Below are 26,458 nucleotides of genomic sequence, written 5' to 3'. Positions count from 1 at the left end.
ATGGATCTAACTTGCCAAAATATCCACTATGCTGTCGGCCAAAAAGAAATCTTAAGAGGGATTTCACTCACGGTCGAGGGAAATCAGTTTCACACCATTTTAGGACCCAACGGAAGCGGCAAAACTAGTCTGCTCAAAACCATCTACCGCCAAATCAAACCTGACAGCGGGGACATTTATCTAAACGGAAGGCCACTTGAACAGGTCAGCATAAAAAAAGCAGCCCAGAAAATAGCCGTTGTAACTCAGTTTAACCATCTTCAGTTTGACTGCACTGTCCAAGAAATCGTCATGCTGGGCAGGACGCCGCATCTATCCTTTTTTCAAAAAGAGAGCGAAAAAGACTATGCCCTTGTCCGTCATGCCTTGAGTCAGGTAGATATGCTAGACAAGGGAGAGCGAACCTATTTATCCCTGTCTGGTGGTGAGAAGCAAAGAGTCCTGCTGGCACGCGCTTTGGCTCAACAGCCAAGCCTACTGCTCCTAGACGAGCCGACCAATCATTTGGATATCAAATACCAGCTGGATATGCTGCGTATCGTCAAAGACCTGAACATCAATGTTTTAGCAGTTTTACACGATATCCAACTAGCTTGTCAGTATTCAGATTATTTGTACCTCATGAAGGGAGGTGAGATTGCATACCAAGGCGCTCCAAAGGAGGCCATCACTCATGATTCACTGCAAGCCGTTTACGGTATTCAGAGTAAAGTGATCTGGACCAAGGATCGACAGGCCATGATTCAGTATCTATAAGAGTCTACTCTCAGCTTTATCTATACAAGCTCCAAGCCCAAGAAAGGAAGGCAATATGAAAAAAACACTCAGTATCTTACTCGTCGCAACTGCTGCACTGACAATGGCAGCCTGCAATTCTTCATCTAAGGAAAGTACGAAAGAAAGCTCAACTTCGCAATCTTCCTCCAAAACAGAAAGCGCGAAAAAGAGCACAGCAGAGACAAAATATCCAGTGACAATCAAAACTTACGATGCCGAAGGCAAGGAGATTGATCAGGTCTTTGAAAAGGCACCGGAAAAGGTCATCACCAACAACCTTTCGACGACTGAAATCTTGATTGAATTAGGATTGAAAGATAAAATCGCCGGTATGCTCAATCCAGACAACGATGTCACAGATAAATACAAGGCTGATATTGCCACCATTCCGCAAGTCGGCGACAAGAAAACCGTATCACAGGAAACTGTGCTATCTTATGAGCCAGACGCTCTTCTTGGCCGAAACATGATGTTTTCTGAGAAGTCTCTGGGGACAGTCAGTGCCTGGAATGAAAACAAAATCCCTGTCTACACACAGAAGGCTTCCCTGTCTAATACAAAGCAAGACCTAGGAAATATCGTTGAAGATGTCAAGAATATAGGAACCATCTTTAACGTTCAAGACAAGGCCAATCAGTATGCTGACCAGCTGCAGACAAGAATTGACAGTGTCAAGAAGGCCAATAAGACTAGCCAAGGCGAAAAGAAAAAAGCGCTCATCATGTGTGCCTACAACGATGAGACTTTCGGTGCTTATAAATCTGCCCTGCAGGAGAGCCTGCTTAACCAGCTCGGCTATACCAATGTAGCGACCGGAACCTCTGACCTAACCTTGGAAAATCTGGTCTCTATGGATCCAGAAGTCATCATCTATGTAACCAGCGACCGCAACAAGGCCATGGATGAGCAAGCAGTTGATCTAATGAAAGCCAATCCAGTTCTGGAAGATGTCCCAGCGGTCAAAAATCAGAAAATCATGACCATCTCCTATGATGAGTTCATGGATTATGGTCCTGCTGTAATCGACTCACTCGAGAAAATCAATGACTTTATCAATAAATAAGACCTTTGTCTGGGATGGGATCACTGTCAACATTGCTCTGCCCCAAGATTATGACGGATCGAGACCTTATCCTGCTGTCTTGCTAAATGATGGACAGATAAACTACCTGAGCAGGCTTTCTTCATCGGTAATCTTGATCGGACTGATATCGAACAACAGGCTGGACGATTATACACCCTGGAAAGCCAATGCTCTAAAGCCTGGCAATCCTGATTTTGGCGGCAGAGCAGATAGCTACCACCAAAAGCTCTTCAACGGTATATTAGCCGAAATCAGACAGCACTACCTACTGGATGATAAGAGAATTGCCTATGGTGGCTACTCTCTCGGTGGACTAGCTGCTGTTTACAGTCTCTATAACGAATGCAAGATCTCCTGTGTCTTTTCTATCTGCGGTTCCTTTTGGTACTCAGGTTTCACCGACTATTGTCGGACACAGGAGTTGAAAAACAAGGACTGTCTGGTTTATTTGCAGAATGGAAAGACAGAAGGCGCGAATCACTCAAATCGACTTTCCAAGGCTCCTTTTTATGCTGAAGAAATTCATCGCTTGATTCAGAAAGAAGTCCTTACCACCTGCTCCGTCTTTGATCCTTATGGACATCATGAAGCCCTCAAAGAGCGCTATGCTGCCTTTGCCGACTGGCTGGCCACACAATGGCATATTGACTAACGAAAAACCCCTTTGTCACTTACAGTAGCTGACAAAGGGATTTTTTGTTTATTAATGCAAGCAAAAGACTCTCACCAGTAAAATGGTAAAAGTCTTGAGTGGAAAGATTTATTCTGTTTTCTCCCCCGCCTCTAGTTTCAACAAGAAGGCTTTTTTATCAAGACCGCCGGCATAGCCGGTCAGCTTGCCGTCGCTTCCGACAATCCGGTGACAGGGAATCAGTAGTGAAATAGGATTATGGCCGATGGCACCACCGACTGCTCTAGCCGAGCCAATCTTACCGTACTCAGCTTGTAATTCTCGTAGAATGTCTGAATAGGTAGCCGTTTGTCCATAGGGAATCTTCAGCAGCACTGTCAGAACCTTGCTTCTAAACTCAGTCACTTGGGGTGCCAATGGAATTTCATTTGTTGCGGGATTTTCTCCCTTAAAATAAGCGTCGAGCCAAGCAGAGACGCGTCGGCTGACTTCTGTCTCCTCCTCCTGCGCTTGCTCCAAATCATAGCCTGCCCCAAAATATTTCTGATTCTCCAGCCAAAGCCCCAACAAGGCATTTGCGTCTGTCAAGATAAGAATCCGGCCAATCGGTGATGCATAATAAGTCTTGTACATATTTTTTCTTTCTTCTAGATCATTGATAAGCCTTATTATACCACTTTTGTCTTAACTTTTGCCACAATCCCATCTGGGTCTGTGACTTCTAGCTCTTGGGAGCTAATCCATCGGACTGGCGCCTGCAAATCCAGAGCATTTTCATAAATTGCTACTAGGTCTTCTTTTCCTTGAACTTGGGCTTCAAAATAGACTAGTCCTAGTTGCTTGGGTTTGCGATGATTCAAGTGAGAACCTCCCCATTCATTAACTGCTAAATGATGATGGTAGTTTCCTGATGCCAGCCAGCTAGCAGAAGGTACAGAAAATTTGTCCTCCAAGTCTAGAAGCTTTTGGTAAAAATGACTGGCTGCTCTGCTATTTTTCACAGACAGGTGGACATGGCCCATACGAGTGCCTTCAGCAATACTAAACGGCTGGACTTCCTGACCCAGTTCATAGATTTCTTGAGCAGCTAGAGCTTCCGTCACTCCGATAATGCGACCATCTTCTCGAATATCCCAATCATCCTGAGGTTTGTCCCGATAAAGCTCAATGCCGTTGCCTTCTGGATCCTCCAGATAAATGGCTTCACTATAACCGTGGTCCGCCCCTCCAACCATAGGAACTTTATTTTCTGATAAATGCTTAAGGATATCCGCCAAAGCTTGACGGCTTGGAAGTAAGAGTGCCAGATGATAAAGACCGTAAGCCGACTTGACTGACTGCCGGTCACTGGTCGCTAAGAGTCTCACCAGCACTTGTCCGTCCCTGCCCAAAGCTACCTGTCCGCCCTGCTCTTCCAAAAGCTCCAGCCCTAAAACACGCTGATAAAAATCCCTTTGTCTTGCTAGGTCAGCCACATAAAGTGCCACCTCTCCTAGATAAATCTTGCTTTCATATTCAAAAGTCATGTTTTTTCTCCTCTCTTTAATTTTAAATGTCAGCAGGTTTCCTGCCTAATCTTTCTTTTTATTTTCTCAAAACAGAGATAGGTTCCTTGATGCGGATGCCTGCCTTTCCATTTGCTTCGAAAGATTATTTTAAATTGTAATTATTTATGTTACATCTATTAGTATAGCACATCTTAATGTAATGTCAACAATTACATCTCAGAAAATTCTTAACAAAAAAATCTGCTCACTAGGTAACAGATTGTTCTTTAATTTCTTTTTCGGTTGCTGCGACGACCTCGTCAAGACTGGTCTGAGCCAATTCAGCTTCCATGGCTGCCTGGATAGCCGCCAAGCGGTCGTCTAAGACATTGTGAATGTTCTTACCGATAGGACAGTCTGGATTGGGCTTGTCATGAAAACTAAAGAGCTGGCCGCTCTTACCCAGACATTCAACCGCACTATAGACGTCCAACAGACTAATATCTTTCAAATCTTTGGCAATCTCCGCTCCTCCAGTCCCACGAGCAACGGTAATCATTCCTGCATTCTTGAGCTGGGACAGGGTCTTGCGAATAATAACTGGATTGACGCCGACACTACTAGCAAGAATATCACTTGTCAGTTTTTGTTTTTTTCCCTCCAAAGCTAGGACAATCAGCATATGAGTGGCAATGGTAAAACGGCTAGAAATCTGCATTTTTTCTCCTCCCTCATCATTTTCTCTCACTATTATATCTCAAAAATGGTGTAACTTCAAGAGTTACGACTGGACTTTAAGAAAGCTGCAATCTCATCCGCATAGCCTTCCCGCTCACTGATTTCCCGCAGCAGGTCGTGGTTGTGGGTATGGTGGATACCATTGACCAAACTCTCCCGATAAATCTCATAGTAAGGCAAGTGGAGCTCCCGAGCCAATTTCAGCTCCTGCTCCACATCGTAGGCCACGCGCCGTAGGTCGACATCAGCCAGACCCGTCTCATCTATCTCTAAAATGGCATACTGGGCTCGCAAGTCCTGACGCAAAGCCGAATCTAGAAAGAATGGCTGACCAATAGAGCCGGGATTGATAATCAGCTGCCCCTGAGTCCCGTAGCGGAGAAACTGCTGGTGAATATGACCATAAACAGCAACAGCGCAGTCGTTTCCCTCGAAAAGTCGGTCGAAATCACTCTGCTCGCCAATATGAATCAACTCCCGCCCCCAATTCTTATCTGGTAGATGGTGGCTAACCGCAATCTTCAAGCCTTCTACTTCTGTCAAGACCTGTAGAGGAAGTTCCTGCATGCGGTCAATCTCTTCAGGACAGATTTCCTCTAGAACAAAATGGCAGAGCCGGGTCAGATAGAGATGGCTGGGACGATCCAAATCCAGCTTTTGATGCAGGGCATGCCCGAGACTGTCTTCCCAATTCCCTCTAACCTGGAGGCTGTTCTGCAGCTTCTCCATCCTATTTAAAATATTTCTGCGGCCAGTTCCTGGCAGGAGCAAGTCCCCCAAAAACCAATAGTCTGTCACCTGCTGGCTTTCCGCATCCGCCAGTACTGCTTCCATGGCTGTGCTATTCCCATGCACATCGGATAATAAGGCAATTTTTCGTGTCATCGTATGTCTTTCTCTTTCTTTACAAAGAATATTATATCAAAGTTCAAAAAGACTTCCACCCATCAAGTGAGTGAAAGTTTTGAAGTGTTTTTTTCAATCGACAGACTTAAGTGCTTCCAGCATATCTACTCGTCTGAGACGGTAGTTGACAAAGAAGCCAAGCAAGGTCAGAATAAGAGTCACTGCAGTTAGAGGAAACGAATAGACTGAGGAGCTTACTTGAGGGTTTAAGCTGATAATGCTAGGCGCAACCTTCTCAATCAAAAAACGATGAAGGAAGAAACCGCCTAGAAGCCCAACTGCCATCCCAATCACTGACAGAATAATGGTCTCTCGATAGATATAGAGGGTCACTTCCTTATTGTGGAAGCCCAGAACCTTGATGGTAGACAGTTCGCGAATCCGCTCAGCTACATTGATATTGGTCAGATTGTAGAGAATGACGACTGCTAAAAGAATGGAAATCAGGACCAAAACCAGCATCGTATTATTAAGAGAATCAGCTAAAACATTGAACTGCTTCACCATGCTTGCATTTTGGGAAACACTCTTGACAGACTTGAGGCTCATAAATTCATTGGCCTTGTCCACAATATTTTTGCTAGAAGAGTCCTTGAGCCGCACTAGATAAGCATTTTTCTCGGGCTTTTTCCCGTAAATTTTCTGGTAGTCCATCGCCTTCATAAAGGCAAAATGACCAAAATGATTCTCATTGACTGCTGCGAGCTTGACAGACTTGCCATCCAGCTCTATACTGCCACCGGGGCTAACTCCAGCTATGCGGGCCAATTTATCCGAAACCACTGCACCGTCCTTGAGAGTCAGCTCTTGCTGCTTGTCGGGACTTTCTAACGAGATGAACGGTTCAAAATTTTCCTTGTCCGTAACCATTAAAGTGACTGACTCTGTCTCTTTTTTTCCTTTGTATTTCTCTGTCAAGGTTTCACTATAGATCTCCTGATAATCAGCAATCGAGCCATCAGCCAACATCTTTTTCAGCTTGTCTTGCTCAGCTTGATTCTCCCCAGGATTGACAGCGACAATCAAGTCGTATCGAAGAATCTCCTCAAACTGGCGTTTAGGAATACCACCAATAGAAGATTGGAGTCCTAGACCGGCAAAGAGTAAGGCAACAGACCCCGCCACACCAAAGATGGTCATAAACATCCGCTGCTTATAGCGAAAGATATTGCGAGCTGTGACCTTCTGAGTAAAGCTAAGGCGCCGCCAGATAAAGGACAGTCTTTCCAAAAAGATCTTGGAGCCTTTGACCGGTGGCTTGGGCAAAAGCAAGTGAGCTGCTTCTTCTGTCAACTCCCGTCTTGCCACCAAATAGGCAGGGAGAACACTGGATAGAAGGGAAAGCCCCAGGGCCAGTAAACTATAGGAAATATAAAAATAAGCATGAGGGGCAGAAAGCACCATCCCTCTGGTAATAATAGAAGAAATCACACCTGACAAGAAATAATGTCCCAACAGAATTCCTATGAGGGTACCTAGACTCCCTGCAACCAAACCGTAAAGAGCAAACTTGCGAATGATATCTCGACTATGATAGCCTAGAGCCTTAAAGACACCTGCATTTGTTCGCTCTTCATCGACAAAGCGTGTCATGGTGGTAAAGGTCACCATAGCCGCCACCAGATAGAGCACCACCGGGAAGATATTACCAATCGAGGCAATACTATTCATGGAGTTTTTATACATATAATAGCCATTACCACCTGGCAGGGACTTGCGGTCATAGCTATGATAGGCCGGCTCTTTCAAACGACTCAGATCTGCCTCAGCGTCAGCTAGCTTGTCCTTGTTAGCAGACAAGTCTTCCTCTGCCTGTGCCAGCTCAGTTTTTTTCTGATTGAGCTGGGACTCAGCTTCCTGAATCTGCTGCTGGTTCTGGCTGAGCTGAGCAGGAGGGAGTATAGAAGCGGCTTGGGCTGCTTCTAGCTGGCTTTTTTGCTGGTCCAGCTGATTCTGAGCTTGCTCTAACTGCCTTTTCCCTTGAGTCAGCTCACTCTCAGCCTGACCAATCTTATCTTGGCCCTTCTGAATGGTGCTTTTGGCATCCGCCTCTAATCGCTTAAAGCGGGCCGCTCCATTATCCGCTAGGCTCTTGTCCAAAGCTGTCTGGTGATGCTCCAAACGTTCCTGATAACTTGCAGAGAAGGGAGCCAGCTTTTCTAAATCATGATAGCGCAGGCGGGCAATACTGTAAACATCTGTATCAAAGGCCTTAGGGCTGACTACAGCATAAGCTGATAAAGCACCGCTTCCACTAGTCGCATTGCCCAAATTTTTATCAGACCAGAGCTCTGCCGAGTTGACAAAGCCCACGACCTTGTAGGTCTTGTTTTTTAGAACTGACCGACTGCCTGCTTTCTCGGTCAGATCAATCTCCTGACCAAGCTTGTATTTCTTAGACCAAAAGCTAGCCAGAGCAATTTCTTGCTCATCCTTGGGAAGACGACCGGAGATCACTTGAAAGTTTGAAATATCTTTGGTATCTGAGAATACTCGGAGAGCCTCCTCGTCTACGGTGACATCTGTCAAATAGCCAAACTCGACATCAGCTCCCTTAATAGCTTCCAACTCTTTCTGATCCGCCGGATCCAATCCATAATCCGCCATAACAGCCAAGTCCATGGTTCGCTGCTCTTTCAAGTAATCTGTTGCTGTTCTGCGCATATTGGGTGGAGCGACCTTAAGCCCCACGAGAGCTAAAGAGCCCAGCATCATGAGGATTAAAATAGATAGGAAACGTCCTTTAGAGCTAGTGAAGGAGCGCAGAATATCTTTCCAATAAATCTTTCTCTTCATATCAATACTCCAATGTACTTATATCCTGTGGTTGTTCATTGACTGTAACACTCTTGACTCTCGCATCGTGCATGCGGATAACCCTGTCAGCAATGGGAGCCAAGGCAGCATTGTGGGTCACGATAATCACCGTCGCACCTTGATTGCGGGACATGTCCTGTAAGATTTGCAGCACTTGCTTGCCGGTATTGTAGTCCAAAGCTCCTGTCGGCTCATCGCAGAGCAAAATCTTGGGATTCTTAGCCACAGCCCGAGCGATAGACACCCGCTGCTGCTCCCCTCCTGATAGCTGGGCTGGAAAATTATTGAGGCGCTTTTCCAAACCAACCGCGCTCAAAGCAGCCACTGGGTCTTGGGCATCCTTGACGATTTCAGAAGCTAATTCGACATTTTCCTTTGCCGTCAGGTTAGGCACCAAATTATAAAACTGAAAGACGAAGCCCACATCATTGCGCCGATAGTCTGTCAGCTGGTGGGAATTGTAGTCAGCAATATTCTGGCCGTCTATCAGGATATCTCCCTCATCATTGGTATCCATACCTCCGAGGATATTGAGCACCGTAGACTTACCAGCACCAGAAGCACCCAGGATAATGACCAGTTCCCCCTTTTCAATCTCAAAAGAAATATCATGATTGGCGACAATCTCCGTGTCACCTACCTGATAACGTTTAAAACTATGTTTCATTTCAATATAAGCCATGTCATCATCTCTCCTTTTCAAAACTCGTTTCCTTAAATCAACAAGGTGTTGATTCTAAATCACAGATATTATATAATGAGCTTAGACAAAAATCAATAACCAAAAATCAACAAAGTGTTGATTTAAGCAAAAAGGAAGAAAAATGGTCCAGAAACGAAAAACTAGCACTAAGGAAGACATCAAAGAAGCCTTGATTCAGCTACTATCAGAGGAAAGGTTTGATAATATTTCCATCAGCAAGCTCTGCAAGCGGGCTGGGATTAACCGCGGCACCTTCTACCTCCACTACCAAGATAAATATCAGATGGTTGATAGTCTCAAAAAAGACATTATTTCCCAACTTTCTAGTTATAGCATGTTTGAAGCGGAGAATGAATATCCCAAAAAGTTAATGATAGCAAAATTTCATATACTGCGCGCTAATGAACGTCTTATCAATGCCTTGACCAAGAGCCATTATATTGACTTTCGGGAGGCTATTCGGGAGTACATAACCAGTATCATTCTGAGTGATAAGCAAAAGGCTGCTACCCAGCGTTTTTTAGAGGAGAACTTTCACATCCCTCAGAAATACGCCTTGGAAATCTTCCTATCCAGTGTTGAGGGGATTATTTCTCTTTGGATAGCCGGCGGAGCTCAAGAAGAACCTGAAGAACTCACTGACATAATTTTGACTACTTATAACTATGATTATTTGAGATAAGGGCTCTAGCTTGAAGGATAGCCTGGACAAGAGTCGTTTTTTCCACTATGAAAGGCCGAACATTTTGCTCGGCCTTCTTTTTATTTTAGATTAGTTTTTCCTTGTTTTCTTCAAAAGGAAGAAGACTCCTGCTAAGATAATCAAACCTGCAAGGCCCATGATTGTGACTTGCTCTCCTGTTGATGGCAGGTCTTTTTTCTTGGCCTTGACGGACTGCTCATTTCGATACTGCACTTGGTAAACAGAGAAATGATTGGTCGTGAAGCTGATAGTCTGGTTTTGATTAACTGTTACATCAAATTTCTCAACTTGTTTGCCATTTTCATCCAGAGCATAGACGGCATCTACTGGCAGATCTTTGCGGACTGGGATCGTCACAAGGGTTGGACTGACCTGATGCACCGACTGACCATTTGGATTGGTCAAGCGAATGTCATAGGTATCTGTCGGCTGATTCTTGCTTTCCAATTTTTTCACTGACAACTGAAGACCGGTCTTGACCAAGTCAGCATTTTTCAAGCGAATGCCAGTTGCGACATCCACCAAGCTGTCATCTTCTACATTGACTTCCGTCCGTGTATCAGAACTGCTAGAAGTTTCTGAAGAGGAAGAACCTGACGAACTTTGAGATGACGAAGAGCTGCTAGAATCTTTGCTGGAGCTGGAAGGAGTGGATTTTGCTGCTTCCTTGATTTTAGCTTCCATTTCTGCTTCTAGCTCTTTCATTTCCTTAAAGACTTGCGCTGCTCGAGCCTGTGTTTCCTCTGTAACTTTGGCTGAAGAGTCTGGCAGAGCTGCATTGGCTGCATCTAGAGCATTTTGCTCCTCAATAAAACGGGCTTCCAAGGCCTTCCATTTGTCTTGGACAGAAGTACCAAAGAGGTCCTGATGCTTGGCCGCCATATCATAGATATGAGAAGCTACCCAGTACCAAGAGTCTGGACTGTAGCTCGTTGTATTGACCTTATAGGCATCATAAGTATCAGTGATATTACCATTATAAGGCAGGTAAGGTGAGAAGCGCGGGCTGCCTACCGCCAGCCACATAGTGCCTCCGCCCATATTGGCTGGAACACCGTCTTTGAGCTGGAAGATATGAGCTTCCATGACATTTGGGTTGCCCAACGGATATTTGTAAACAGGATCTGTCGTACCACGTTGTGGCAGCCCCTTACCATCTAGCTCCATTTGGTCCAGCGGTTTGAACTGAGTACCCTCAAAGCGATTGCGCTGCATAGCCATGATATCTGCTACACTGATCTTTCTGTCTGTGGAGTGCATGAGGTCAAAGTAAGAGTCGTTATAAGACACGGCCGCATTTGGATCTAGACTGGTGATACCTGCCCAGGCACGTGAACGATCTGCCTCTGCCATCGGTGGATTGTAGGACTGAGAAATGTGGAATTTGCCGTCAATTTCTTTATAAGAGTTAGCTTGCTTGGCTACATCCTGAACACCTTTTGAGGCAATGACATTTTCTGTATCATCAAAGTCAACACTACCCAAGAAGAAAGTATTAGGAAAGACAGCATACTTGTCATCTGGGAATTTAATAGCAACATATTGGTGGCCAGATAGGATTTCCATATACCAGACACCAGTCTTATCAGCAATGGTAATAATATTCCCCTCTGCTGCTCCCTGCTCTCTGACAATCTGCGCCATCAGCTCCACACCCTGACGGGCTGTCTGAACGTGGGGCAGAACGACAGTTGTCAGGATAGACTCTGCCAAGCCATTTGCTACATAAGGATCCACTTTTTGGATGGCATCATTAGCCTTGGCAGAAACAGTCGCAGAAATGGAAACACCGTACTCATTGAAGCCAACCTCGTCAAAAATACCTTGGGATGGGGTCACATCTGATACAGAGGTATACTTGTAGCTTTCTGTTGGCAGGGTCCATTCAAAGCCGTTGGTTTCATCGACCAGCTTGGCACCACTCGCATTGGTCTTTCTCGGATGAACCAGAAAGACCTTATTGTGATTGGGCTCCAAGTCCTCTGTCCGACCGTAAAGCGTCGTGCCGTCTGCAGTCAGGTCTTTCCCGACGATAAATCCTGTGCAGGCTTCGACTACTTGGAAAGGAAAGAGAAAAATGGTCGAAAGAGCTAACAAGGAACGAAACAATATTTTTTTCATAAAAATATCTCCTTTGTTTTTTTGTAAAAAATTACAAAATTAAATACTATATTCAGTATAGTCTTTTACTCTAGGTTTTGCAAGCGATTTCATTTTTTTTGACGTGTAAGATTTACTAGATAAATAATTCATTTCAAAATAGAAAAAAGCCAGATAAAATCTGACTTTAAAGACACGTGGCTGCAGAGGCACAACCCGCAGCCGCGCAGGTGTCGCAGGAAAGAATGGATAAGAGAAAAAGAACAAACTTCTCTCCTATTTCCAAACTGGTTGTGCTTCATATTTACCGTCTTCTCTAGACAAGCCATCTTACCATACGCTGACCCGCTTATCTGGAGCCAGATACATGGCATCACCTTCTTTAATTTCTGGATAGGTTTCATAGAAGGCCTCTACATTTTTGAGTTGCTGGTTGACCCGCAGTTCGGACGGAGCATGGACATCTACCTTCAGGAGAAGTTGGTTAAATTGCAAACTGGCCTTACTTCTCCAGATATTGGCATAGTTTTCAAAGTAATTCTTCAAGTCTGCATCTGGATATTTCTTTTTAACAACTTCGAGAGTGGCTGAAAGTCCACCCGAATCGGCTACATTTTCTGTTACCGTAAGCTTGCCGTTGACCTTGCCGCCGTAGATTTCAATACCATCCCACTGCTTGGTAACTGCTTCAATTTTCTTGTCAAAAGCTTTCTTATCTGCTTCTGTCCACCAATTATTCAAATTCCCCTCTTCATCAAAGTTTGCACCGTTTGAGTCGAAGGCGTGAGTAATCTCGTGACCGATAACCATACCGATACCACCATAGTTCTTTTCCATTTCTTGCTTAACATCAAAGAATGGATTCTGCAGGATTGCGGCTGGGAAGTTGATACTGTTATTTTCCTGTGAGTAATAAGCGTTGATATCATAGGAAGGCATGACCCACTCGTCCTTGTCTACTGGCTCAGAGAAGTGTTCAACATCATATTGATGTTTTGCTTGACTCAAAGCAATTGCATTTTCAAAGAAGGATTTTTTATCGTCTACTTTCAAGGCCTTAGTCACTTCGCGAACTTTTTCAGGATAGCCGATATAGAGTTTCATAGTATCCAGCTTCTTGACTGCCTTCTGTTTGGTTTCTTCTGATAGCCATTCGTTTTTCAGCATGCGTTCCCGATAAACTTCCTTGATATCCTTGACCATTTGGGTCACTTCTTGCTTGGCTTCCTCACCGAAATATTTGCGACCATAATAAAGACTGAACACATCTGAAAAAGTTCCTGTTGTCAGATTGTATGCTGCATCTTCTTTTGAAGTTGCTTCCTTAGTACCTTGCAAGGATTTTTGGTACTCTGCAAAAATCAGCCGATAGTCATCGGTTAGAAAACTAGATGCTGATGCTGCCTGCTTCACAAGCATCCAAGATTTGAGCTTGCCAAAATTCTTGTCATTAACTACCTTGGCAAAATTTTCATAATACTTAGGGTTAGGAACATTGACATCACCAGCTTCCTGACCTAGATAGTCATTGATAATATCGTGAAACTTAAAGGTATCAGAGTAGGCATTGATGTCTTCTGCCGTCTTAGGGTGGTGAAGATTTTTAATTTCCGAAGTTTCTTCATTACTTTGGGCATACTTGGCCAGTTCTCCATCAAATTCTAAGGCTTCTTTGACAATCTTTTCGCTGTCTTTTTCACTGTAGCCCAGCTTTTGCATGGCTTCTTTGAATGCTTTTTCCAGCGGATCCATCATCCTTTTCTTAGCAGCTTCATCTTCATAGTAGCTCTTATCCGGCAGCATAAGACTTGGACTGGACAGATTCACTTGTTTCTGATTAGTATTTTCTAGGTTAGAACTAATTTCAAGGGTAAACGGCAGAGCCAAACCGCGTTTTTCCCAGTCAACAGCCTTGCCAGCTAGGTCCTTTAGATCGGACAAGTCTTCAATTTCCTTGAGATAGGACTTGAGAGGATCTAAGCCATCCTTTTCCCGCTGCTTAAAGTCAGTCGCTTGCTGGTAGTATTTGATAAACTCAGGCATGCCTTCAATCGTTGACTCTTCTTTACCAGAGACTAGATTTTTGACATCCGCCTTCATCTTATCCTTGACCTGCTCGTTCAGTTCATAAAACACACCATTAGACGGCTGGTCGCTAGGGATTTCTGCCTTTTCCAGCCATTTTTTATTGATGGCCTGATAGTAATTGGTCCTCACTGTGGCATTCTTATCAATCGGTGTCTCCTGAGGGACAAAGGTCTTATAAGCCCAGTAGCCACCGGCAGCCAAGATTAGGCCGGTCACAGTCAACGTAGAAGTTAGAATGATTTTCGTTCTTTTCTTCATGAGTTCCTCCTTGTATATTAAGTAAAATATAATTGACTTTTTTATTTTACTCATTTACTTTAACATATTCTTTTTTCCTCGTCAACAGAAAACTGAAGGTCTGGAAAAAATTGCCGCAAGAGGAGAGAATAAGGTCGTTCAGTCTGCTTTTAAAAGTGATCTGCTCTAGACTCACACTTAAAGAAAAACTAAAGTTTTCTACCAGCTGTCCTGTTGCTTCCAGCTCTTTTCTCTCCCCCTTGCACTTTCTAGTATAGCGACCAAACTTCAGATATTTCTAAAGAAATTCTAAAATATTTCTAAAGTTTTTTACTAAAATAAAAAAAGACTGAGACAAAAATGCCTCAGTCTAGCTTTATTATGTTCAAAAAATATTGAGGCTGAGATAAGTTGGTAAAGCTAAATTTTCAAAAATTTAGTTCTTTCCTACTGTCTCCTACTGAACCTTTTTAGCCAGCATCGTAGCAAATCGCAGCTGAATTCGATTGCCGTTTTCATCCCGGCGATGGAGGTGACCAGGATTTTCATTGTACTTAACCAGCTCCCAGTCTTTGTAATATTCGGCAAGCTCACCTTCCTTAAAAGTAAAAGGAAAAGGCATAGAGCATGGGAAGTCTTCTGTATCCATAGCACAGACGATGAGATTGTAGCCACCAAGCGCTGTATGCTCTTGCATATTTCGGATAATATACGGAATCCGATCCGCCTGCAGGAACATAAGTACAACGGTGGAAACGATCAAATCATAAGTCTGGGTCAGACTAGCTGAGTTAATGTCGTAGCTACCCACTGGCAGATCTAAACCCTCCTGCTCCACAATGCTGCGTAAAATCTCCAGTGCCAGCTCATTCTGATCTACAGCCGTCACTTCAAAGCCCTGCTTGGCTAGAAAGAGAGCATTGCGACCCTGACCACAGCCCAAATCAAGCGCCCGCCCTGGTCGGACTGTCTGCATGGCTTCCAAAACCTCTGAGTGCACTGGATTGCTGCCGTATTTCTTTGAGAAATAATCCTCAGGCCGACAGTAAAACTCCAAATACCACTCTAGGTCATCCGTCAAGGCTTCGACCCGATGCCAAGCTTGGGGTTGGGCAAAAGGATTGTCCTGACCAGCCTCAAAGATGTGCTCAGCCAGCTCCTCACCCTCCTCTGACATCTCGACAAACTTAAGGCGTCCCTTGAGAACAGTAATTTTGCCCCAAGTTCCCTCTTTGGTATTGTGCTTTCTCTTTACCGCTTCTGGCATGGTCTCAGCCGTCCACAACGGCATGCGTTTATAGGCTAGCAATTCTTCTATCATAAAAAATCCTTTCTCTTAAAGCCAAGCTCCGAATAATCTAACTGTCTTTATCATACTCGAAAAGGATAAACTTGACAAGTGTTAAATTGGACAGAACTTTTTTGTTTGGTAATTTCGACAACGAACAATTTAAGATGGCTACTGTAGATGAGAATCACTAAGATAAAACTAAAAAAGACCGGTCACCCAGTCTTTTATCTTGTATGAAAGTTGCTATGTCCTTTTTTAACCCTAGCATTTTGACTATTTATGCTGCCAAAAAACTCAACAATTCCTTTGAGAATTCATCCGCATATTGGAAAATGGAACCATGTCCAGCATTTGGATAGATAAGAAGTTTGCTGCCTTCTACCTTTTCATGCATAGCATAAGAATTTTCTGTTGGGACTTGCATATCCTTATCACCATTCACAATTAAGGTTGGTTGAGTGATATATTTCAGATCGTCTTGTGGAGCTTGTCCCCAAGCCTTGATTGCCTTGAGCTGCGCTAAGAAACCAGCAATTTTCATGTCTTTGTCCTTAAATTCCTCAGTCCGCGCGCCCATACGATCTAAAACCTTCAAAGCCTCTACTTTACCTTGCTCATCATGATTGTAAAAAATATAGCGTTTTGGGTCAATACGCTCAAGGGCAGCTTTAAACATATATTTGAATGTTTTTCCGGTAACCTTATCCATTTCAAATCCACCTCGAGGACCAGTTCCTGCCAAAATAAGACAATTAACCAAATCAGAATCCATACGAACTATTTCTTGAGCAATCATACCTCCCATAGACAGTCCTAGAAGATTGATACGATTGTAACCTAAATCACTTATAATGGCGATGGTTTGCTCTGCCATGCCTTGGATAGTCGTTGCAACTTTTCCCTGACTTGCCCCAACACCTGGTAGGTCTAAGACAAGGACATGATGCTCTTTCGCAATCAAATCTAAAAGTTTTGGATCCCAATTGTCCAAGGTCGCAGCCAAGTGAACTAACATAACAAGCGGAAAGTCAGACTTACCCTTGCTAAGTTCACGATAGGCAATTTGATTGCCAGCAACAGAGATGTATTGATTTTTTGTTGTGATGTAAGACATAAACTTCTTTCTAATTATTCAAAGCTGAGAACTGTTTTCCCACGTGAACGTCCATTCGCAACCTTATCGAGAGCAGCATTCACCTCATCAAACGTGTAAACTGTATCAATAGATGGTTTGATTTCAAGTTTACTGAAAATATCTGCTACTTCTTGTAATTGAGCACCATTACTTTCAACAAAGATAAAATGATAATGAACACCATACTTCTCAGCCATCTTATCAAACTTACGACCAGCAAGTCCTAGCAAGATTTGTTTCCATTTTGGCAAGTTCATACGTTTAGCAAAAGCACCATTTGGCATCGCTCGAAGAGAAACTAAGTGTCCGCCTTTTTTCATGATAGACATTTGCTTCTCTGTTTCAGCACCACCAAGTGTATCCAAAACATAGTCCACATTGCTGACAGTTTTTGTATAATCCTCCGTCTTGTAATCAATAAAGCGATCTGCCCCTAGGTTCAAGATACGCTCAGCGTTAACGGCAGCACCATTCGTGATAACCTTCAAGCCTTTTGCTTTAGCAATAGGAATCGCCATGCCACCAACACCACCTGTCCCTCCAGAGATGAAGATTGTTTTACCAGCTTGAGCTCCCATAAGCTCAAGAGCTTGCATAATAGTCAAAGCTGTCAAAGGCATCGCAGCGGCTTCAATGTCTGTCAAATATTCTGGGACTTTTGCCAAGGCTTCACTATCTACGCCAACATATTCTGCAAAAGCTCCGATATGATCAAGTGGAAGGCGAGCAAAAACACGGTCGCCAAGCTTGAAGTTGCTGACACGGCTTCCAAGTTCTTCAACAACTCCAACAACTTCATTTCCAGCTGTTTGCGGCAATTTGTAAGGGACAATCATCTTAACTTCTCCTCGGGAAATCATATTGTCCAAAGGATTGACTCCCGCTGCAGTGACCTTAACCAAAACTTGATTATCTGTAATGATAGGCTTTGCTATTTCTGTTATCGTAAGGTTGATGTTCTTTTTGTCATATTTTGTATGTAGTGCTGCTTTCATTATAATCTCTTTTCTATCCTTTATCTTCTTTGCATCAAGTGCAAGACTGTATTTTTGTTTTTAAAACTAAGATTTTACAAGTCAGTTTCGAACTTGATTAGCTGTTTTATATAAATTATTGATGACATCATCTAATGTTTGATGACTTAGTGCTTTTTCTAGTTGAGCTTCTGTGCTAGCGAAAATCGGCGAGACCGCTTCTTGAATATTTTGTCCGACAGGACATTCTTGATTAGCGTTCTGATGCATTTGAAACAAACTAATGTGCTTAACTTCTTGGGTAGCATAATAAATCTCAAGTAAACTCATCTTCTTAGGAGTTTTACCGAGTTGGTAGCCCGATTTACCTTGATGAGAAATAATTAAACCTGCATTTTTCAACAAGGTAATGACTTTTCGGATATAGCTAGAATTAGTTCCTACACTCGTCGCTAAGTTTTGGGAACTCAAAGTCTCCCTACTCTCACTAATCATTGTCAAGATATGCAAAGCCACTGAGAATTTTGTATCCATAGAAACTCCTTTTCCATAAACTTGTATCTGATACAAGAACAAGTATATCACCTGGATGGTTACTTATCAACTATTATGCTCACTTCTTTTTTTAAATTAGAAAAGTCATCGAAGACAATCGAATAACTGGAAAACTTGCTCCCTAAAATAAAAAAAGACCGGTCACCCAGTCTTTCATCTTGTATTAAAGTTCTTCATTTGTCTTGCGATGTCGCGGTTTTGCTCGCGGCGTTTGATGGACTCGCGCTTGTCGTAGTCGTGCTTCCCTTTGGCTAAGCCCAGGAGGAGCTTGGCATAGCCATCCTTGAGATAGACCTTGAGCGGCACCAGCGTCATACCAGTTCCCTTGGTCTCCTGCTCCAGCTTTTGGATCTGCTTCTTATGCAGCAGCAGCTTTCTGCGACGTTCAGGCTCTTGGTTCCAGATATTTCCCTCTTCATAAGGCGCGATATGGACATTGCTGAGCCAGGCCTCACCGTTCTTGATCTGAGCAAAGCCGTCTTTGAGATTGATGCGGGCGGCACGGACGCTCTTGATTTCCGTCCCTGTCAGCACCATGCCGGCCTCGATGGTATCCACGATGGTGTAGTCGTGTCTGGCCTTTTTATTTTGCGCGACGACCTTTCCTTCTCCCTTTGCCATGCTTGGCTCCTTTCTTGACTAGTTCCTTGTAAAATGCCTTCTGGCTCTTGCCTTTCTTGGACTTCTTATCTTTCTTATCTCTGTAGCCTTTTTCTTTGGAAGAATGGCTGCGCTTGTCATCTTCACGGCGTCTCTTTCTGCCTGACTTGCCTCTGCCACTCTTGCTAGTCTTTTCTATCAGGTCAAATTCACTAGGCAGGTATTCAAAGTCAATCTCGCCCGTAGCCTTATCCGCTCGAACCAGCTTGATGCGAATCTGCTGACCGACCTTGAAGACTACGCCAGACTTTTCTCCTTGCAGGGTCATCGTCCGCTCATTGTAGCTGTAAAACTCTGGCAGATTGGTGACATGAATCAAGCCTTCAACCGTATTGGGCAACTCAACAAAGAGTCCAAACTTGACCACGCTTGAAACCACACCGTCAAACTCTTCTCCAACGAATTCTTCCATGTACTCAGCCTTCTTCATGGCTTCGACTTCACGCTCGGCCTCGATAGCTCGACGCTCTCGGCTGGAAGACTGACTGGCAATCTCTGGAATTACTTGCTCAAAATGCGCTGCTATTTCTTTAGACTTGCCATAATCCCGCACCATCCGGTGAACCAGAAGGTCTGGATAGCGGCGAATCGGACTGGTGAAATGCGTATAAAACTCCGCTGCCAGACCATAGTGGCCGTGATTGTGCTCAGAGTAGCGAGCCTGCTGCATGGAGCGCAGAAGCATCATAGACAGCACATCCTCATAAGGCTGGTCTTTGACCGCCTCCATAATATCCTGCAGAGCCTGCTGGCTCATAGAGCTAGCCGTCCCGTATATCCGAATCCCAAAGCTAGAGGCGTAGTCGATAAACTTCTGCACCTTCTCCGCCTTAGGCTCCTCATGAATCCGATAGATGAAGGGCAGATTTAGCTTAGCAAAATGCTCTGCCACTGTTTCATTGGCCACCAGCATAAAGGACTCAATCATACGTTCAGCAATTCCCCGCTGACGCAGGACAATATCCACTGGCCGACCTTCTTTGTTGACCATGATTTTGGCTTCATTGGTGTCAAAGTTAAGCGCTCCGCGTTTAAAGCGCATGCTTTCCAGAATCTCATGCAGCTGGACCATGCTGTCAATGCTAGGCACAATGGCCTTGAACTGCTCAGCTTTTTCCTGATTACCTGCGATGATGTCGTTGACATCACTGTAGGTCATGCGGAAGGTCGTCTTGATAACAGTCTGGGTGATGGTATGCTTGACCACGCGCCCCTTGGAATCTATCTCCATGATCGCCGACTGGGTCAGCCGGTCCACATTGGGATTGAGCGAGCAGATTCCGTTTGATAGGCGCTCTGGCAGCATAGGCACCACGCGGTCAGTCACATAGACTGAAGTCGCCCGATTGAGGGCTTCCTTGTCCAGCTCAGAGCCTTCTTTGACATAGTAGGACACATCTGCGATATGGACGCCTAGCTCAAAGTTGCCATTTTTCAGGCGCTTGATATGAACAGCATCGTCCAAGTCTTTGGCATCCGCTCCATCAATGGTGAAGATAATCTCTTCACGCAGGTCCAAACGCCTTGCCAAATCACTCTCTGTCGGTGCATCTGGAACTTGCTCGGCTTCTTCCAAGACCTTTTCTGGAAACTCAGAGACAATGTCCATGGACTCCAGCACTTCCAGTACATCAATACCTGGATCATTGACATGACCGACCACATCGACCAGACTTGCCACGAAGAAATCGTGTTTCTTAGTCGGATATTTGTCAATAGCGACCTTGAGCACCTCTGTACCATCTAAAACCATGGCTGGCTTTTTGACATAAATAGGCTGACGGATTTTCTGATTTTTCGAGCGGATGTAGCCCGCGTACTTGGGCTTTTCCTCATCCAGAACCAGCTGACCAACTGCTGACGTCAGGCTGTGCTCCAAAATATCGATAATCTTAGCCTCAGCTGATGTTCCCTTGATCCGGTCTGCTACCTTGGTAATGACTACTTCCACCGTATCGCCATCAATGGCATGATTGACATCATTACGTCCGACAAAGAGGTCATCCTCTTCTTCATTCAGGGTGACAAAGCCAAAGCCATTCTTGTGGGCATGAAAAACACCCTTGAGCGTCAGACGCTCCTGCTTTCTCTTCTCATAAAGCTCAATCCGCCCCTTGTCATCAAAGCGAATCTGATGCTTTCTTTCCATCTGGGAGATGGTCTTGACCAAGCTACTAAAGGCCTTGGAAGACTCTTTCCCCAAAGCAGCCGCCAGCTCATCTACGCTGGCTTGCTGCCTGTCTTTTAAATATTCAATAATTTCTGATTTCATATTCCTCTTCTCTTGATGAGTTCTTTCTTCATCTCTTCTAAATCTCTTTAAAACTTAAAAAATAGGCCAAGACGAAGTCAGAGCCCATTTTATTTACTAGATAATACTGCTAATACCAATGCAATCAGTAGCCAGAAGAAAATCATGATTCCCGTCATCCGCTGCATCACAGCTTCAAAACCGCGAGCCTTAGGACGTTCAAACAAGTCGTTGGCACTGGCATCAAAGACGTTACTGGACTGATTTTTGGTTGGTTGCATAAAAATTGCAATGACAATAATAGCTGATAAAATGACTAAAATGGTTAATAATAGGTTGTACATAAATAAAAACTCCTTAAAATCCTATCTATTTTATCATAAAATCTACTTGGATTCAAGATGTAAAGTAACTTTTCTTTCCTTGGGACAATACTTTAAGACCTCAATTTTTTCCGGATGCGTTTTAGTATTTTTGCTGGTCAGATAGTTCTGACTGCCGCAGCTGGAACATTTTAAATTTATTTTAACGCGCACTAGATATCCTTCTTTTTAAATAAATTTCGAAAACTAAAGAGATTGGCCAGCATACTAACGGCAACCAGCCCTGCTGTTGCATAAAAGACTGAATGATAGCCATAGGCTGCCGCAATGACCGATCCAGACATAGGGCCGACCACCCCGCCCAGATAAAAGAAAATCTGATTATAACTGAAAATTCTAGAGATTCCAAACTTGGGTGTTATCTTACTTAGCAAAGCATTGACACCTGGTATCAGCGCCCCTGTTCCTAGGCCAAATAAAAAGCGATAAAAGCCCAGCTGCATAGGGGAGCCAGCATTGGCACAGAGCAGATAAATCAGGATTGAATAGAACTGAGCCAACACCAGAAGCCGGTGATTGCCGATACGGTCTCCTAACCGCCCCAGAATACTGGAGCTCATCATGCTGGAAAGTCCCATGCTAGAAACGATGAGACCCGAAACAAAAATCAGATTGTCCTTTTGCCCCAGTTCTCTGACATAGAGGGCAAGAATAGGGCTGATAGATTGAGCTGCAAACTGGATAACAAAGCTGGTCAGAAAGAGATTCATCAGCATCTTAGGATACCTGAGTTGGCGCAGCAATTCCCTAAAGCCTACCCCTTCTTGTCGGGTCACCGGCACAAAATCCTCCCGAATCAAATAAAAGGTCATCAAAGCTGCCACTAGAAAGAAGCCGCCAATCAGAAGAAAGACATTACGGATACCGAACATCTCCGCAATCAGACCGCCAATAAATGGCCCCATAAGATTACCCGCAACGACACCAGTCGAGAGAGTTCCCAGAGCATAACCCGTTTTTTCCTTAGGAGCCTGACTAGCAATCAGAGCTGTACTATTGGGAACATAACCAGCAAAAACACCGTTTAGAAAGCGTAGGAGCAAGAGCCAGAAAATGTTGGGGACAAAGGCAATACCGCCCATCGTGAAAACCATAGCGGTAGCCGCACGTATCATCATAGGCTTGCGGCCATATCGGTCCGCCAGACTTCCCCAAACAGGAGAGAGCAGCGCCGCTGAGATTGCAGAGAGTGAAATCCCTAGCCCAGAGTAATACTCCACCTCATGACCTCTGGCACCTAGCTGCTCCACGAAAAGTGGCATAAAAGGCGTCACCAGAGAAATGCTGGCACCTGTCAGGAAGTTCCCAAACCAAGCGACTTTCAGGTTATGTTTCCAATTTACTTGTGTCGTAATAAATCATCTTCTTTCTAGTTTTTGCAAAGCCTCGCGAATCTGCTGTCGAGTTTCCTCAAGCGAGCCATTATTATCAATCAGCACATCCGCCCTCTTTCGTTTTTCTTGTAAAGATAGCTGAGCTGCTATTCGCTTTTCTGCCTCTACCTGACTGAGAGCATTTCGAGTCATAAGACGACTGAGCTGAGTTTCCACCGTCACATCCACCAGCCAGATCTGGTCAAACCAATCTTCATATTGTAGCTCAAACAGCAAGGGAAGATCCATAAAAAAGATGTCTTCCGTCTCTGCCAGCAAATCTCGCCGACCAGCCAGTTCCTCGCGGATAATCTGATTTTGTATTTGACTGGACTGGGCCAAGAGTTCGGGATTCCCAAAAATCATAGCTCCCAGCTTAGGCCGGTCCAAGCGCCCATCTTCCTGTAAGATAGCTGGGCCAAAAGCAGATAAAAGAGCTTGATAAAGCCGTCCCCCCGGCTCCTGCAGCTCATGCACTACTTGATCCGCATCAATGACTTGGTAGCCCTGCTGCCTCAAAAACTCTGTCACTGTTGACTTACCCGAGGCAATACCACCAGTAATACCGATAATTCTTACCATGACAGCTACCTCGCTTTCTGGCAATGAGGACAGAGATGTGTACCGCGTCCGCCCAGATTAATTTTCTCAATCGGGCTGCCGCATCTAGTACAAGGTTGACCAGTCTTTCCATAGACCTGCAGAAAATCCTGCATAGTGCCATCCTCACCCAAAGCATTGCGGTAGGTCCGAATGGTCGATCCTCTCTTTTCAATCCCCTGCTGCAAAACTTCTATAATCTGCTCACGCAGTCGCTTCACTTCAGCAGGCTTTAGACTAGCTGCTGGCCTTGCCGGATGAATCCTCGCCCGCCAAAGGACCTCATCTACATAGATATTTCCTAGCCCAACGACCAGGGTTTGCTCCAGCAAATAGGGTTTGATGGGCTTCTTGGAACGACTCAAAGCTGCAGCAAAAGGCGGTAAAAGAAAGTCCGCCTCTGTCGGCTCTGGACCAAGCTTTCTGTCAGCAAAATAAGCCTCCAGCTGATCCTTTCTCAACAGCTCCATGGTCCCAAACTTGCGAACATCCTCATAAACAAGCGTTCCACCATCTGTCATCTCGAAAAAGACATGGGCATGCTTGCGCTCAGGCACCGCATCAGGATAAAAAAGATACTTGCCTTCCATTCGCAGATGGGAAACCAGCACTCCGCCCGTCAGGTAAAAGAGCAAATACTTGCCCCGACGGCCAATCCTTTCAATGGTCTGACCTGGCAAGTCGTGGACAAAGCTATCCACTCCCGTGCCAATCATCTTGGCGTAGCGGACCTGCACCTGCCCAATCGTCTTGCCAACAACCAGACGCTCCAAACCGCGCCGAACCGTTTCCACTTCAGGTAATTCAGGCATAAAGCTCCTTTCTATCTTTTATTTATTAGCCAGAAATATACTCTAAAATATCAGCAGGCTGACAATCCAGCGTTTCACAGATAGCCAGTAAGGTCGCAAAGCGAATACCTTTAGCCTTACCTGTTTTTAGAATAGACAAATTTGCTTGTGTAATGCCAATAATTGTCGCCAATTCTTTCGAGGTCAGGCCTTTTTCTTCCAACACTTTATCTAAATTAACCTTGATTTTTCCCATCACACAAAACCATCTACATCTTCTTGAATTGTCTTCCCGTTTTTTATGACAAGATGCAAGACCCCCAAGACAATTACCAGAGCAAGACTATCCATATAGGGTAGAAATATATCATCTACAAGCTCTAGCCAAGTCTGTATGGACTTTTGACCGATAAAAACATCCCATATAACACTACCAATAGGTAAGCAAGTGACTAAAATCAATAGATGTCTGCTAATCTTATAACTTTCATCTGTAAAAAGTTGATGGTTTATCATACTGTGTAAAAATCGGCGAATCAGTCCAAAAAGCAAAATAGGAAGCAAACCCAACCAAAGTATTTCATAAGAGAACCTTAATAACTCTGAAAGTGGGGTAGCAGTTGATTGCCAGTTATAAATCATCAAGACAATGGCTACAAAACCTCTAGCTAAAAACCAGAAAGCACAAAATATTTGTACCAAACAAGTAATTATGGTTATTACTTGTTTCAAAATTCGCATCTTCATAGCTTACCTCCTTATTGTTTTACGATAATTTATCCTTACAATTATTATAAAACAATAATTTAACTAGGTCAAGAAATATTGTAAAACAATAATTCAATTAAACTATGCAGCATGTTGTTCTAAATAAATGACATGCTCATAGTAAGCTATCAAAGCCCCATAGCAAAGCTGTCCGAAAAATACTCATCCAGCATCAGGCGGTGTTTATCCGATACATTTTCCAACTCTGCTATTTCTTCTTTAGAAAAAAAGCCTAACCGCAGTGTTTCCTCATTATGAAAATTGGAAATATCAAAATTCTCCAGTGCCTGCAATTCATACAGAAAGACAACCGTCTGCACTTTGTCCCCATTAGGATAAGATTCATCAAAATTAGTGTAAACATTCATCAAGCGCTTGGCTTCAACAGCAATACCAGTCTCTTCGTAAAATTCACGCACGGCTGCTTGCAGAGAAGTCTCCCCGAGCTCCATAGCTCCACCAGGAATCGCCCATGTTTTCTTATCACCTCGCAACTGCAGAAGCACACGACCTTCCTCGTCTGCCAGAATCCCACCAGCAAAATTCAAGATAACCTTATCATGCCCCACCTTGGAGCGAATATAGGAAATATAGTCCATATCAAAATCCTTTCAATTTCTCTGGAAAGGCAGCGTTTTGAAAGAAATAGCCTAGTAGCTGAATATGCGTATCCACATCACTAAAAAGCCAAGCATGCCCTTTGTCATGATAATAGACCCATTCAGACCTAGCATTTTTCTGCGCCAACATGCGGTGCCAGTCATGAATAGTTTCGGCTTCTTTCCCACCTGAGACAAAGAAAGCAGGATTATCAAACTGCAAGTTAAGTCTCAAGAGATTTGCCTGTGACATCGCACGTCGAAATGAACGCCGTTCAGCTCTTTGGAAATCTGCAACAAAGCGCTGAACGTCTTGGACAGGTGCTCCGTCCTCTTGCATCATCTTTGTCAGGAGATTGGCTACAAATTTAGTATTTTTCAAGAAAGACATCAGATATACAATGGCAATGATCTTGCGATAGCCCTTAATTGGCCGAGGGCTTGCCCCATCCACAATGACTCTATCTATAAGACTAGAATGTTTTTCCAACAACTTAAGAATGAGGGAACCACCTAATGAAAGACCAACCAAGTGCGGCTTGCCATGTGCTTTGCTTTTAATGACAGCCACAATCATTTCTACGACATCATCAAAGTTTGTCCACTCAATATTATGACTGGCTCCGTGACCAGGTAAATCCACAAGAACGCAATGAAAATCTTGCTCAAGCACAGCAACATGGTGTCGCCACATCTGACTGCTAGAGCCTGAAGCATGCAAAAAGATAATACTTTTTGGATTTTGCTCCCCTCTTTCATCAATGAATAATGACGGCATCTCCATCACCTCACTTACTGGCTTAGAAA

General features: G+C 44.1%; 27 protein-coding genes. 4 read left to right on the top strand and 23 right to left on the bottom strand.

The features are described from left to right. Genes O3621_RS00910 through O3621_RS00900 form a run of 3 tightly spaced genes read left to right on the top strand, consistent with a single transcriptional unit; the run spans position 1 to position 2,513 of the window. Entirely contained in the window at positions 1–756 is a 756-nt protein-coding gene (locus O3621_RS00910; protein WP_125405199.1) for an ABC transporter ATP-binding protein, read from the top strand. A gap of 55 nt (positions 757–811) precedes the next feature. Continuing rightward, positions 812–1,840: an ABC transporter substrate-binding protein gene (locus O3621_RS00905; protein WP_125405202.1), complete on the top strand. Its 1,029-nt coding sequence runs from the start codon at positions 812–814 to the stop codon at positions 1,838–1,840. Next, entirely contained in the window at positions 1,821–2,513 is a 693-nt protein-coding gene (locus tag O3621_RS00900) for an alpha/beta hydrolase-fold protein (protein WP_125405205.1), read from the top strand. Before O3621_RS00905 ends, O3621_RS00900 begins: the two co-directional genes overlap by 20 nt. A 108-nt stretch (positions 2,514–2,621) precedes the next feature. On the opposite strand, the gene O3621_RS00895 is transcribed toward O3621_RS00900, so the two are convergent. From O3621_RS00895 to O3621_RS00870, 6 genes are all read right to left on the bottom strand, one after another. After that, positions 2,622–3,125: a methylated-DNA--[protein]-cysteine S-methyltransferase gene (locus O3621_RS00895; protein ID WP_125405208.1), complete on the bottom strand. Its 504-nt coding sequence runs from the start codon at positions 3,123–3,125 to the stop codon at positions 2,622–2,624. Between the two features lie 35 nt (positions 3,126–3,160). Further along, positions 3,161–4,018 (bottom strand): VOC family protein, encoded by an 858-nt coding sequence (locus O3621_RS00890; RefSeq protein ID WP_371513297.1) that lies wholly within the window; start codon positions 4,016–4,018, stop codon positions 3,161–3,163. Positions 4,019–4,247: 229 nt separating this feature from the next. Continuing rightward, complete coding sequence (locus O3621_RS00885; RefSeq protein ID WP_125340955.1) at positions 4,248–4,697, bottom strand: Rrf2 family transcriptional regulator; 450 nt, start codon at positions 4,695–4,697, stop codon at positions 4,248–4,250. A gap of 56 nt (positions 4,698–4,753) precedes the next feature. Continuing rightward, on the bottom strand, positions 4,754–5,602 hold the full coding sequence (locus tag O3621_RS00880) for a metallophosphoesterase (protein ID WP_125340956.1): 849 nt from the start codon (positions 5,600–5,602) through the stop codon (positions 4,754–4,756). 93 nt (positions 5,603–5,695) lie between these two features. After that, entirely contained in the window at positions 5,696–8,419 is a 2,724-nt protein-coding gene (locus O3621_RS00875; protein WP_371513294.1) for an FtsX-like permease family protein, read from the bottom strand. Position 8,420: 1 nt separating this feature from the next. After that, a complete protein-coding gene (locus O3621_RS00870; RefSeq protein ID WP_371513292.1) occupies positions 8,421–9,122 on the bottom strand; it encodes an ABC transporter ATP-binding protein in 702 nt (233 codons plus the stop codon). Positions 9,123–9,264: 142 nt separating this feature from the next. Between O3621_RS00870 and O3621_RS00865 the strand changes: the two genes are divergently transcribed. Next, a complete protein-coding gene (locus tag O3621_RS00865; protein ID WP_371513290.1) occupies positions 9,265–9,825 on the top strand; it encodes a TetR/AcrR family transcriptional regulator in 561 nt (186 codons plus the stop codon). Between the two features lie 90 nt (positions 9,826–9,915). Here O3621_RS00865 and O3621_RS00860 read toward each other — a convergent pair whose 3' ends face one another. The 17 genes from O3621_RS00860 to O3621_RS00780 all read right to left on the bottom strand — a co-directional run bounded on the left by O3621_RS00860 (position 9,916) and on the right by O3621_RS00780 (position 26,435). Continuing rightward, the gene (locus O3621_RS00860; RefSeq protein ID WP_371513288.1) at positions 9,916–11,967 is read right to left on the bottom strand and encodes a C69 family dipeptidase; all 2,052 of its coding nucleotides are present in this window, start codon (positions 11,965–11,967) and stop codon (positions 9,916–9,918) included. Positions 11,968–12,276: 309 nt separating this feature from the next. Next, on the bottom strand, positions 12,277–14,346 hold the full coding sequence (locus tag O3621_RS00855; protein ID WP_371513286.1) for a M13-type metalloendopeptidase: 2,070 nt from the start codon (positions 14,344–14,346) through the stop codon (positions 12,277–12,279). Positions 14,347–14,728: 382 nt separating this feature from the next. Further along, on the bottom strand, positions 14,729–15,589 hold the full coding sequence (gene tehB / locus O3621_RS00850; RefSeq protein ID WP_371513537.1) for an SAM-dependent methyltransferase TehB: 861 nt from the start codon (positions 15,587–15,589) through the stop codon (positions 14,729–14,731). Between the two features lie 250 nt (positions 15,590–15,839). Then, the gene (locus tag O3621_RS00845) at positions 15,840–16,676 is read right to left on the bottom strand and encodes an alpha/beta fold hydrolase (RefSeq protein ID WP_125340963.1); all 837 of its coding nucleotides are present in this window, start codon (positions 16,674–16,676) and stop codon (positions 15,840–15,842) included. 14 nt (positions 16,677–16,690) lie between these two features. Continuing rightward, the gene (locus tag O3621_RS00840; protein ID WP_125340964.1) at positions 16,691–17,692 is read right to left on the bottom strand and encodes an NADP-dependent oxidoreductase; all 1,002 of its coding nucleotides are present in this window, start codon (positions 17,690–17,692) and stop codon (positions 16,691–16,693) included. 81 nt (positions 17,693–17,773) lie between these two features. Then, positions 17,774–18,205: an Rrf2 family transcriptional regulator gene (locus tag O3621_RS00835; RefSeq protein ID WP_125340965.1), complete on the bottom strand. Its 432-nt coding sequence runs from the start codon at positions 18,203–18,205 to the stop codon at positions 17,774–17,776. Between the two features lie 174 nt (positions 18,206–18,379). Next, positions 18,380–18,847: an SsrA-binding protein SmpB gene (gene smpB / locus O3621_RS00830; protein ID WP_002894882.1), complete on the bottom strand. Its 468-nt coding sequence runs from the start codon at positions 18,845–18,847 to the stop codon at positions 18,380–18,382. After that, entirely contained in the window at positions 18,810–21,158 is a 2,349-nt protein-coding gene (gene rnr, locus O3621_RS00825; RefSeq protein ID WP_314450052.1) for a ribonuclease R, read from the bottom strand. The genes smpB and rnr overlap by 38 nt, the downstream gene beginning before the upstream one ends. Before the next feature lie 89 nt (positions 21,159–21,247). Then, positions 21,248–21,481 (bottom strand): preprotein translocase subunit SecG, encoded by a 234-nt coding sequence (gene secG, locus O3621_RS00820; RefSeq protein WP_002894878.1) that lies wholly within the window; start codon positions 21,479–21,481, stop codon positions 21,248–21,250. A 42-nt stretch (positions 21,482–21,523) separates the two neighbouring features. Further along, a complete protein-coding gene (rpmG, locus tag O3621_RS00815) occupies positions 21,524–21,673 on the bottom strand; it encodes a 50S ribosomal protein L33 (protein WP_072074309.1) in 150 nt (49 codons plus the stop codon). Continuing rightward, a complete protein-coding gene (locus O3621_RS00810) occupies positions 21,673–22,875 on the bottom strand; it encodes a multidrug efflux MFS transporter (protein WP_314450065.1) in 1,203 nt (400 codons plus the stop codon). Before O3621_RS00810 ends, rpmG begins: the two co-directional genes overlap by 1 nt. Positions 22,876–22,878: 3 nt before the next feature. Beyond that, the gene (gene coaE / locus O3621_RS00805) at positions 22,879–23,475 is read right to left on the bottom strand and encodes a dephospho-CoA kinase (RefSeq protein WP_314450055.1); all 597 of its coding nucleotides are present in this window, start codon (positions 23,473–23,475) and stop codon (positions 22,879–22,881) included. 5 nt (positions 23,476–23,480) lie between these two features. After that, positions 23,481–24,305, bottom strand: a complete 825-nt coding sequence (mutM, locus tag O3621_RS00800) for a DNA-formamidopyrimidine glycosylase (RefSeq protein ID WP_314450057.1) — start codon at positions 24,303–24,305, stop codon at positions 23,481–23,483. Between the two features lie 25 nt (positions 24,306–24,330). Beyond that, a complete protein-coding gene (locus O3621_RS00795) occupies positions 24,331–24,540 on the bottom strand; it encodes a helix-turn-helix transcriptional regulator (protein WP_314450059.1) in 210 nt (69 codons plus the stop codon). Next, positions 24,540–25,031 (bottom strand): hypothetical protein, encoded by a 492-nt coding sequence (locus tag O3621_RS00790; protein ID WP_314450061.1) that lies wholly within the window; start codon positions 25,029–25,031, stop codon positions 24,540–24,542. The genes O3621_RS00795 and O3621_RS00790 overlap by 1 nt, the downstream gene beginning before the upstream one ends. 149 nt (positions 25,032–25,180) lie before the next feature. Further along, entirely contained in the window at positions 25,181–25,651 is a 471-nt protein-coding gene (locus tag O3621_RS00785; RefSeq protein ID WP_371513280.1) for an NUDIX hydrolase, read from the bottom strand. Between the two features lies 1 nt (position 25,652). Continuing rightward, complete coding sequence (locus O3621_RS00780; protein WP_314450418.1) at positions 25,653–26,435, bottom strand: alpha/beta fold hydrolase; 783 nt, start codon at positions 26,433–26,435, stop codon at positions 25,653–25,655. Between the last annotated feature and the right edge of the window lie 23 nt (positions 26,436–26,458).

This window comes from Streptococcus sp. 20925_1_22 (assembly GCF_041431685.1).
Classification (GTDB): domain Bacteria; phylum Bacillota; class Bacilli; order Lactobacillales; family Streptococcaceae; genus Streptococcus.
Note: the sequence above shows the minus strand (reverse complement) of the source record. Positions and strands in the feature narration are given on the sequence as shown.

Bases quoted from the DNA above. Each gene is read 5' to 3' on its own strand.
- O3621_RS00910 (WP_125405199.1), top strand. From the start codon at position 1: ATGGATCTAACTTGCCAAAATATCCACTATGCTGTCGGCCAAAAAGAA.
- O3621_RS00905 (WP_125405202.1), top strand. From the start codon at position 812: ATGAAAAAAACACTCAGTATCTTACTCGTCGCAACTGCTGCACTGACA.
- O3621_RS00900 (WP_125405205.1), top strand. From the start codon at position 1,821: ATGACTTTATCAATAAATAAGACCTTTGTCTGGGATGGGATCACTGTC.
- O3621_RS00895 (WP_125405208.1), bottom strand. From the start codon at position 3,125: ATGTACAAGACTTATTATGCATCACCGATTGGCCGGATTCTTATCTTG.
- O3621_RS00890 (WP_371513297.1), bottom strand. From the start codon at position 4,018: ATGACTTTTGAATATGAAAGCAAGATTTATCTAGGAGAGGTGGCACTT.
- O3621_RS00885 (WP_125340955.1), bottom strand. From the start codon at position 4,697: ATGCAGATTTCTAGCCGTTTTACCATTGCCACTCATATGCTGATTGTC.
- O3621_RS00880 (WP_125340956.1), bottom strand. From the start codon at position 5,602: ATGACACGAAAAATTGCCTTATTATCCGATGTGCATGGGAATAGCACA.
- O3621_RS00875 (WP_371513294.1), bottom strand. From the start codon at position 8,419: ATGAAGAGAAAGATTTATTGGAAAGATATTCTGCGCTCCTTCACTAGC.
- O3621_RS00870 (WP_371513292.1), bottom strand. From the start codon at position 9,122: ATGGCTTATATTGAAATGAAACATAGTTTTAAACGTTATCAGGTAGGT.
- O3621_RS00865 (WP_371513290.1), top strand. From the start codon at position 9,265: ATGGTCCAGAAACGAAAAACTAGCACTAAGGAAGACATCAAAGAAGCC.
- O3621_RS00860 (WP_371513288.1), bottom strand. From the start codon at position 11,967: ATGAAAAAAATATTGTTTCGTTCCTTGTTAGCTCTTTCGACCATTTTT.
- O3621_RS00855 (WP_371513286.1), bottom strand. From the start codon at position 14,346: ATGAGTAAAATAAAAAAGTCAATTATATTTTACTTAATATACAAGGAG.
- O3621_RS00845 (WP_125340963.1), bottom strand. From the start codon at position 16,676: ATGTCTTACATCACAACAAAAAATCAATACATCTCTGTTGCTGGCAAT.
- O3621_RS00840 (WP_125340964.1), bottom strand. From the start codon at position 17,692: ATGAAAGCAGCACTACATACAAAATATGACAAAAAGAACATCAACCTT.
- O3621_RS00835 (WP_125340965.1), bottom strand. From the start codon at position 18,205: ATGGATACAAAATTCTCAGTGGCTTTGCATATCTTGACAATGATTAGT.
- smpB (WP_002894882.1), bottom strand. From the start codon at position 18,847: ATGGCAAAGGGAGAAGGAAAGGTCGTCGCGCAAAATAAAAAGGCCAGA.
- rnr (WP_314450052.1), bottom strand. From the start codon at position 21,158: ATGAAATCAGAAATTATTGAATATTTAAAAGACAGGCAGCAAGCCAGC.
- secG (WP_002894878.1), bottom strand. From the start codon at position 21,481: ATGTACAACCTATTATTAACCATTTTAGTCATTTTATCAGCTATTATT.
- coaE (WP_314450055.1), bottom strand. From the start codon at position 23,475: ATGGTAAGAATTATCGGTATTACTGGTGGTATTGCCTCGGGTAAGTCA.
- mutM (WP_314450057.1), bottom strand. From the start codon at position 24,305: ATGCCTGAATTACCTGAAGTGGAAACGGTTCGGCGCGGTTTGGAGCGT.
- O3621_RS00795 (WP_314450059.1), bottom strand. From the start codon at position 24,540: ATGGGAAAAATCAAGGTTAATTTAGATAAAGTGTTGGAAGAAAAAGGC.
- O3621_RS00790 (WP_314450061.1), bottom strand. From the start codon at position 25,031: ATGAAGATGCGAATTTTGAAACAAGTAATAACCATAATTACTTGTTTG.
- O3621_RS00785 (WP_371513280.1), bottom strand. From the start codon at position 25,651: ATGGACTATATTTCCTATATTCGCTCCAAGGTGGGGCATGATAAGGTT.
- O3621_RS00780 (WP_314450418.1), bottom strand. From the start codon at position 26,435: ATGGAGATGCCGTCATTATTCATTGATGAAAGAGGGGAGCAAAATCCA.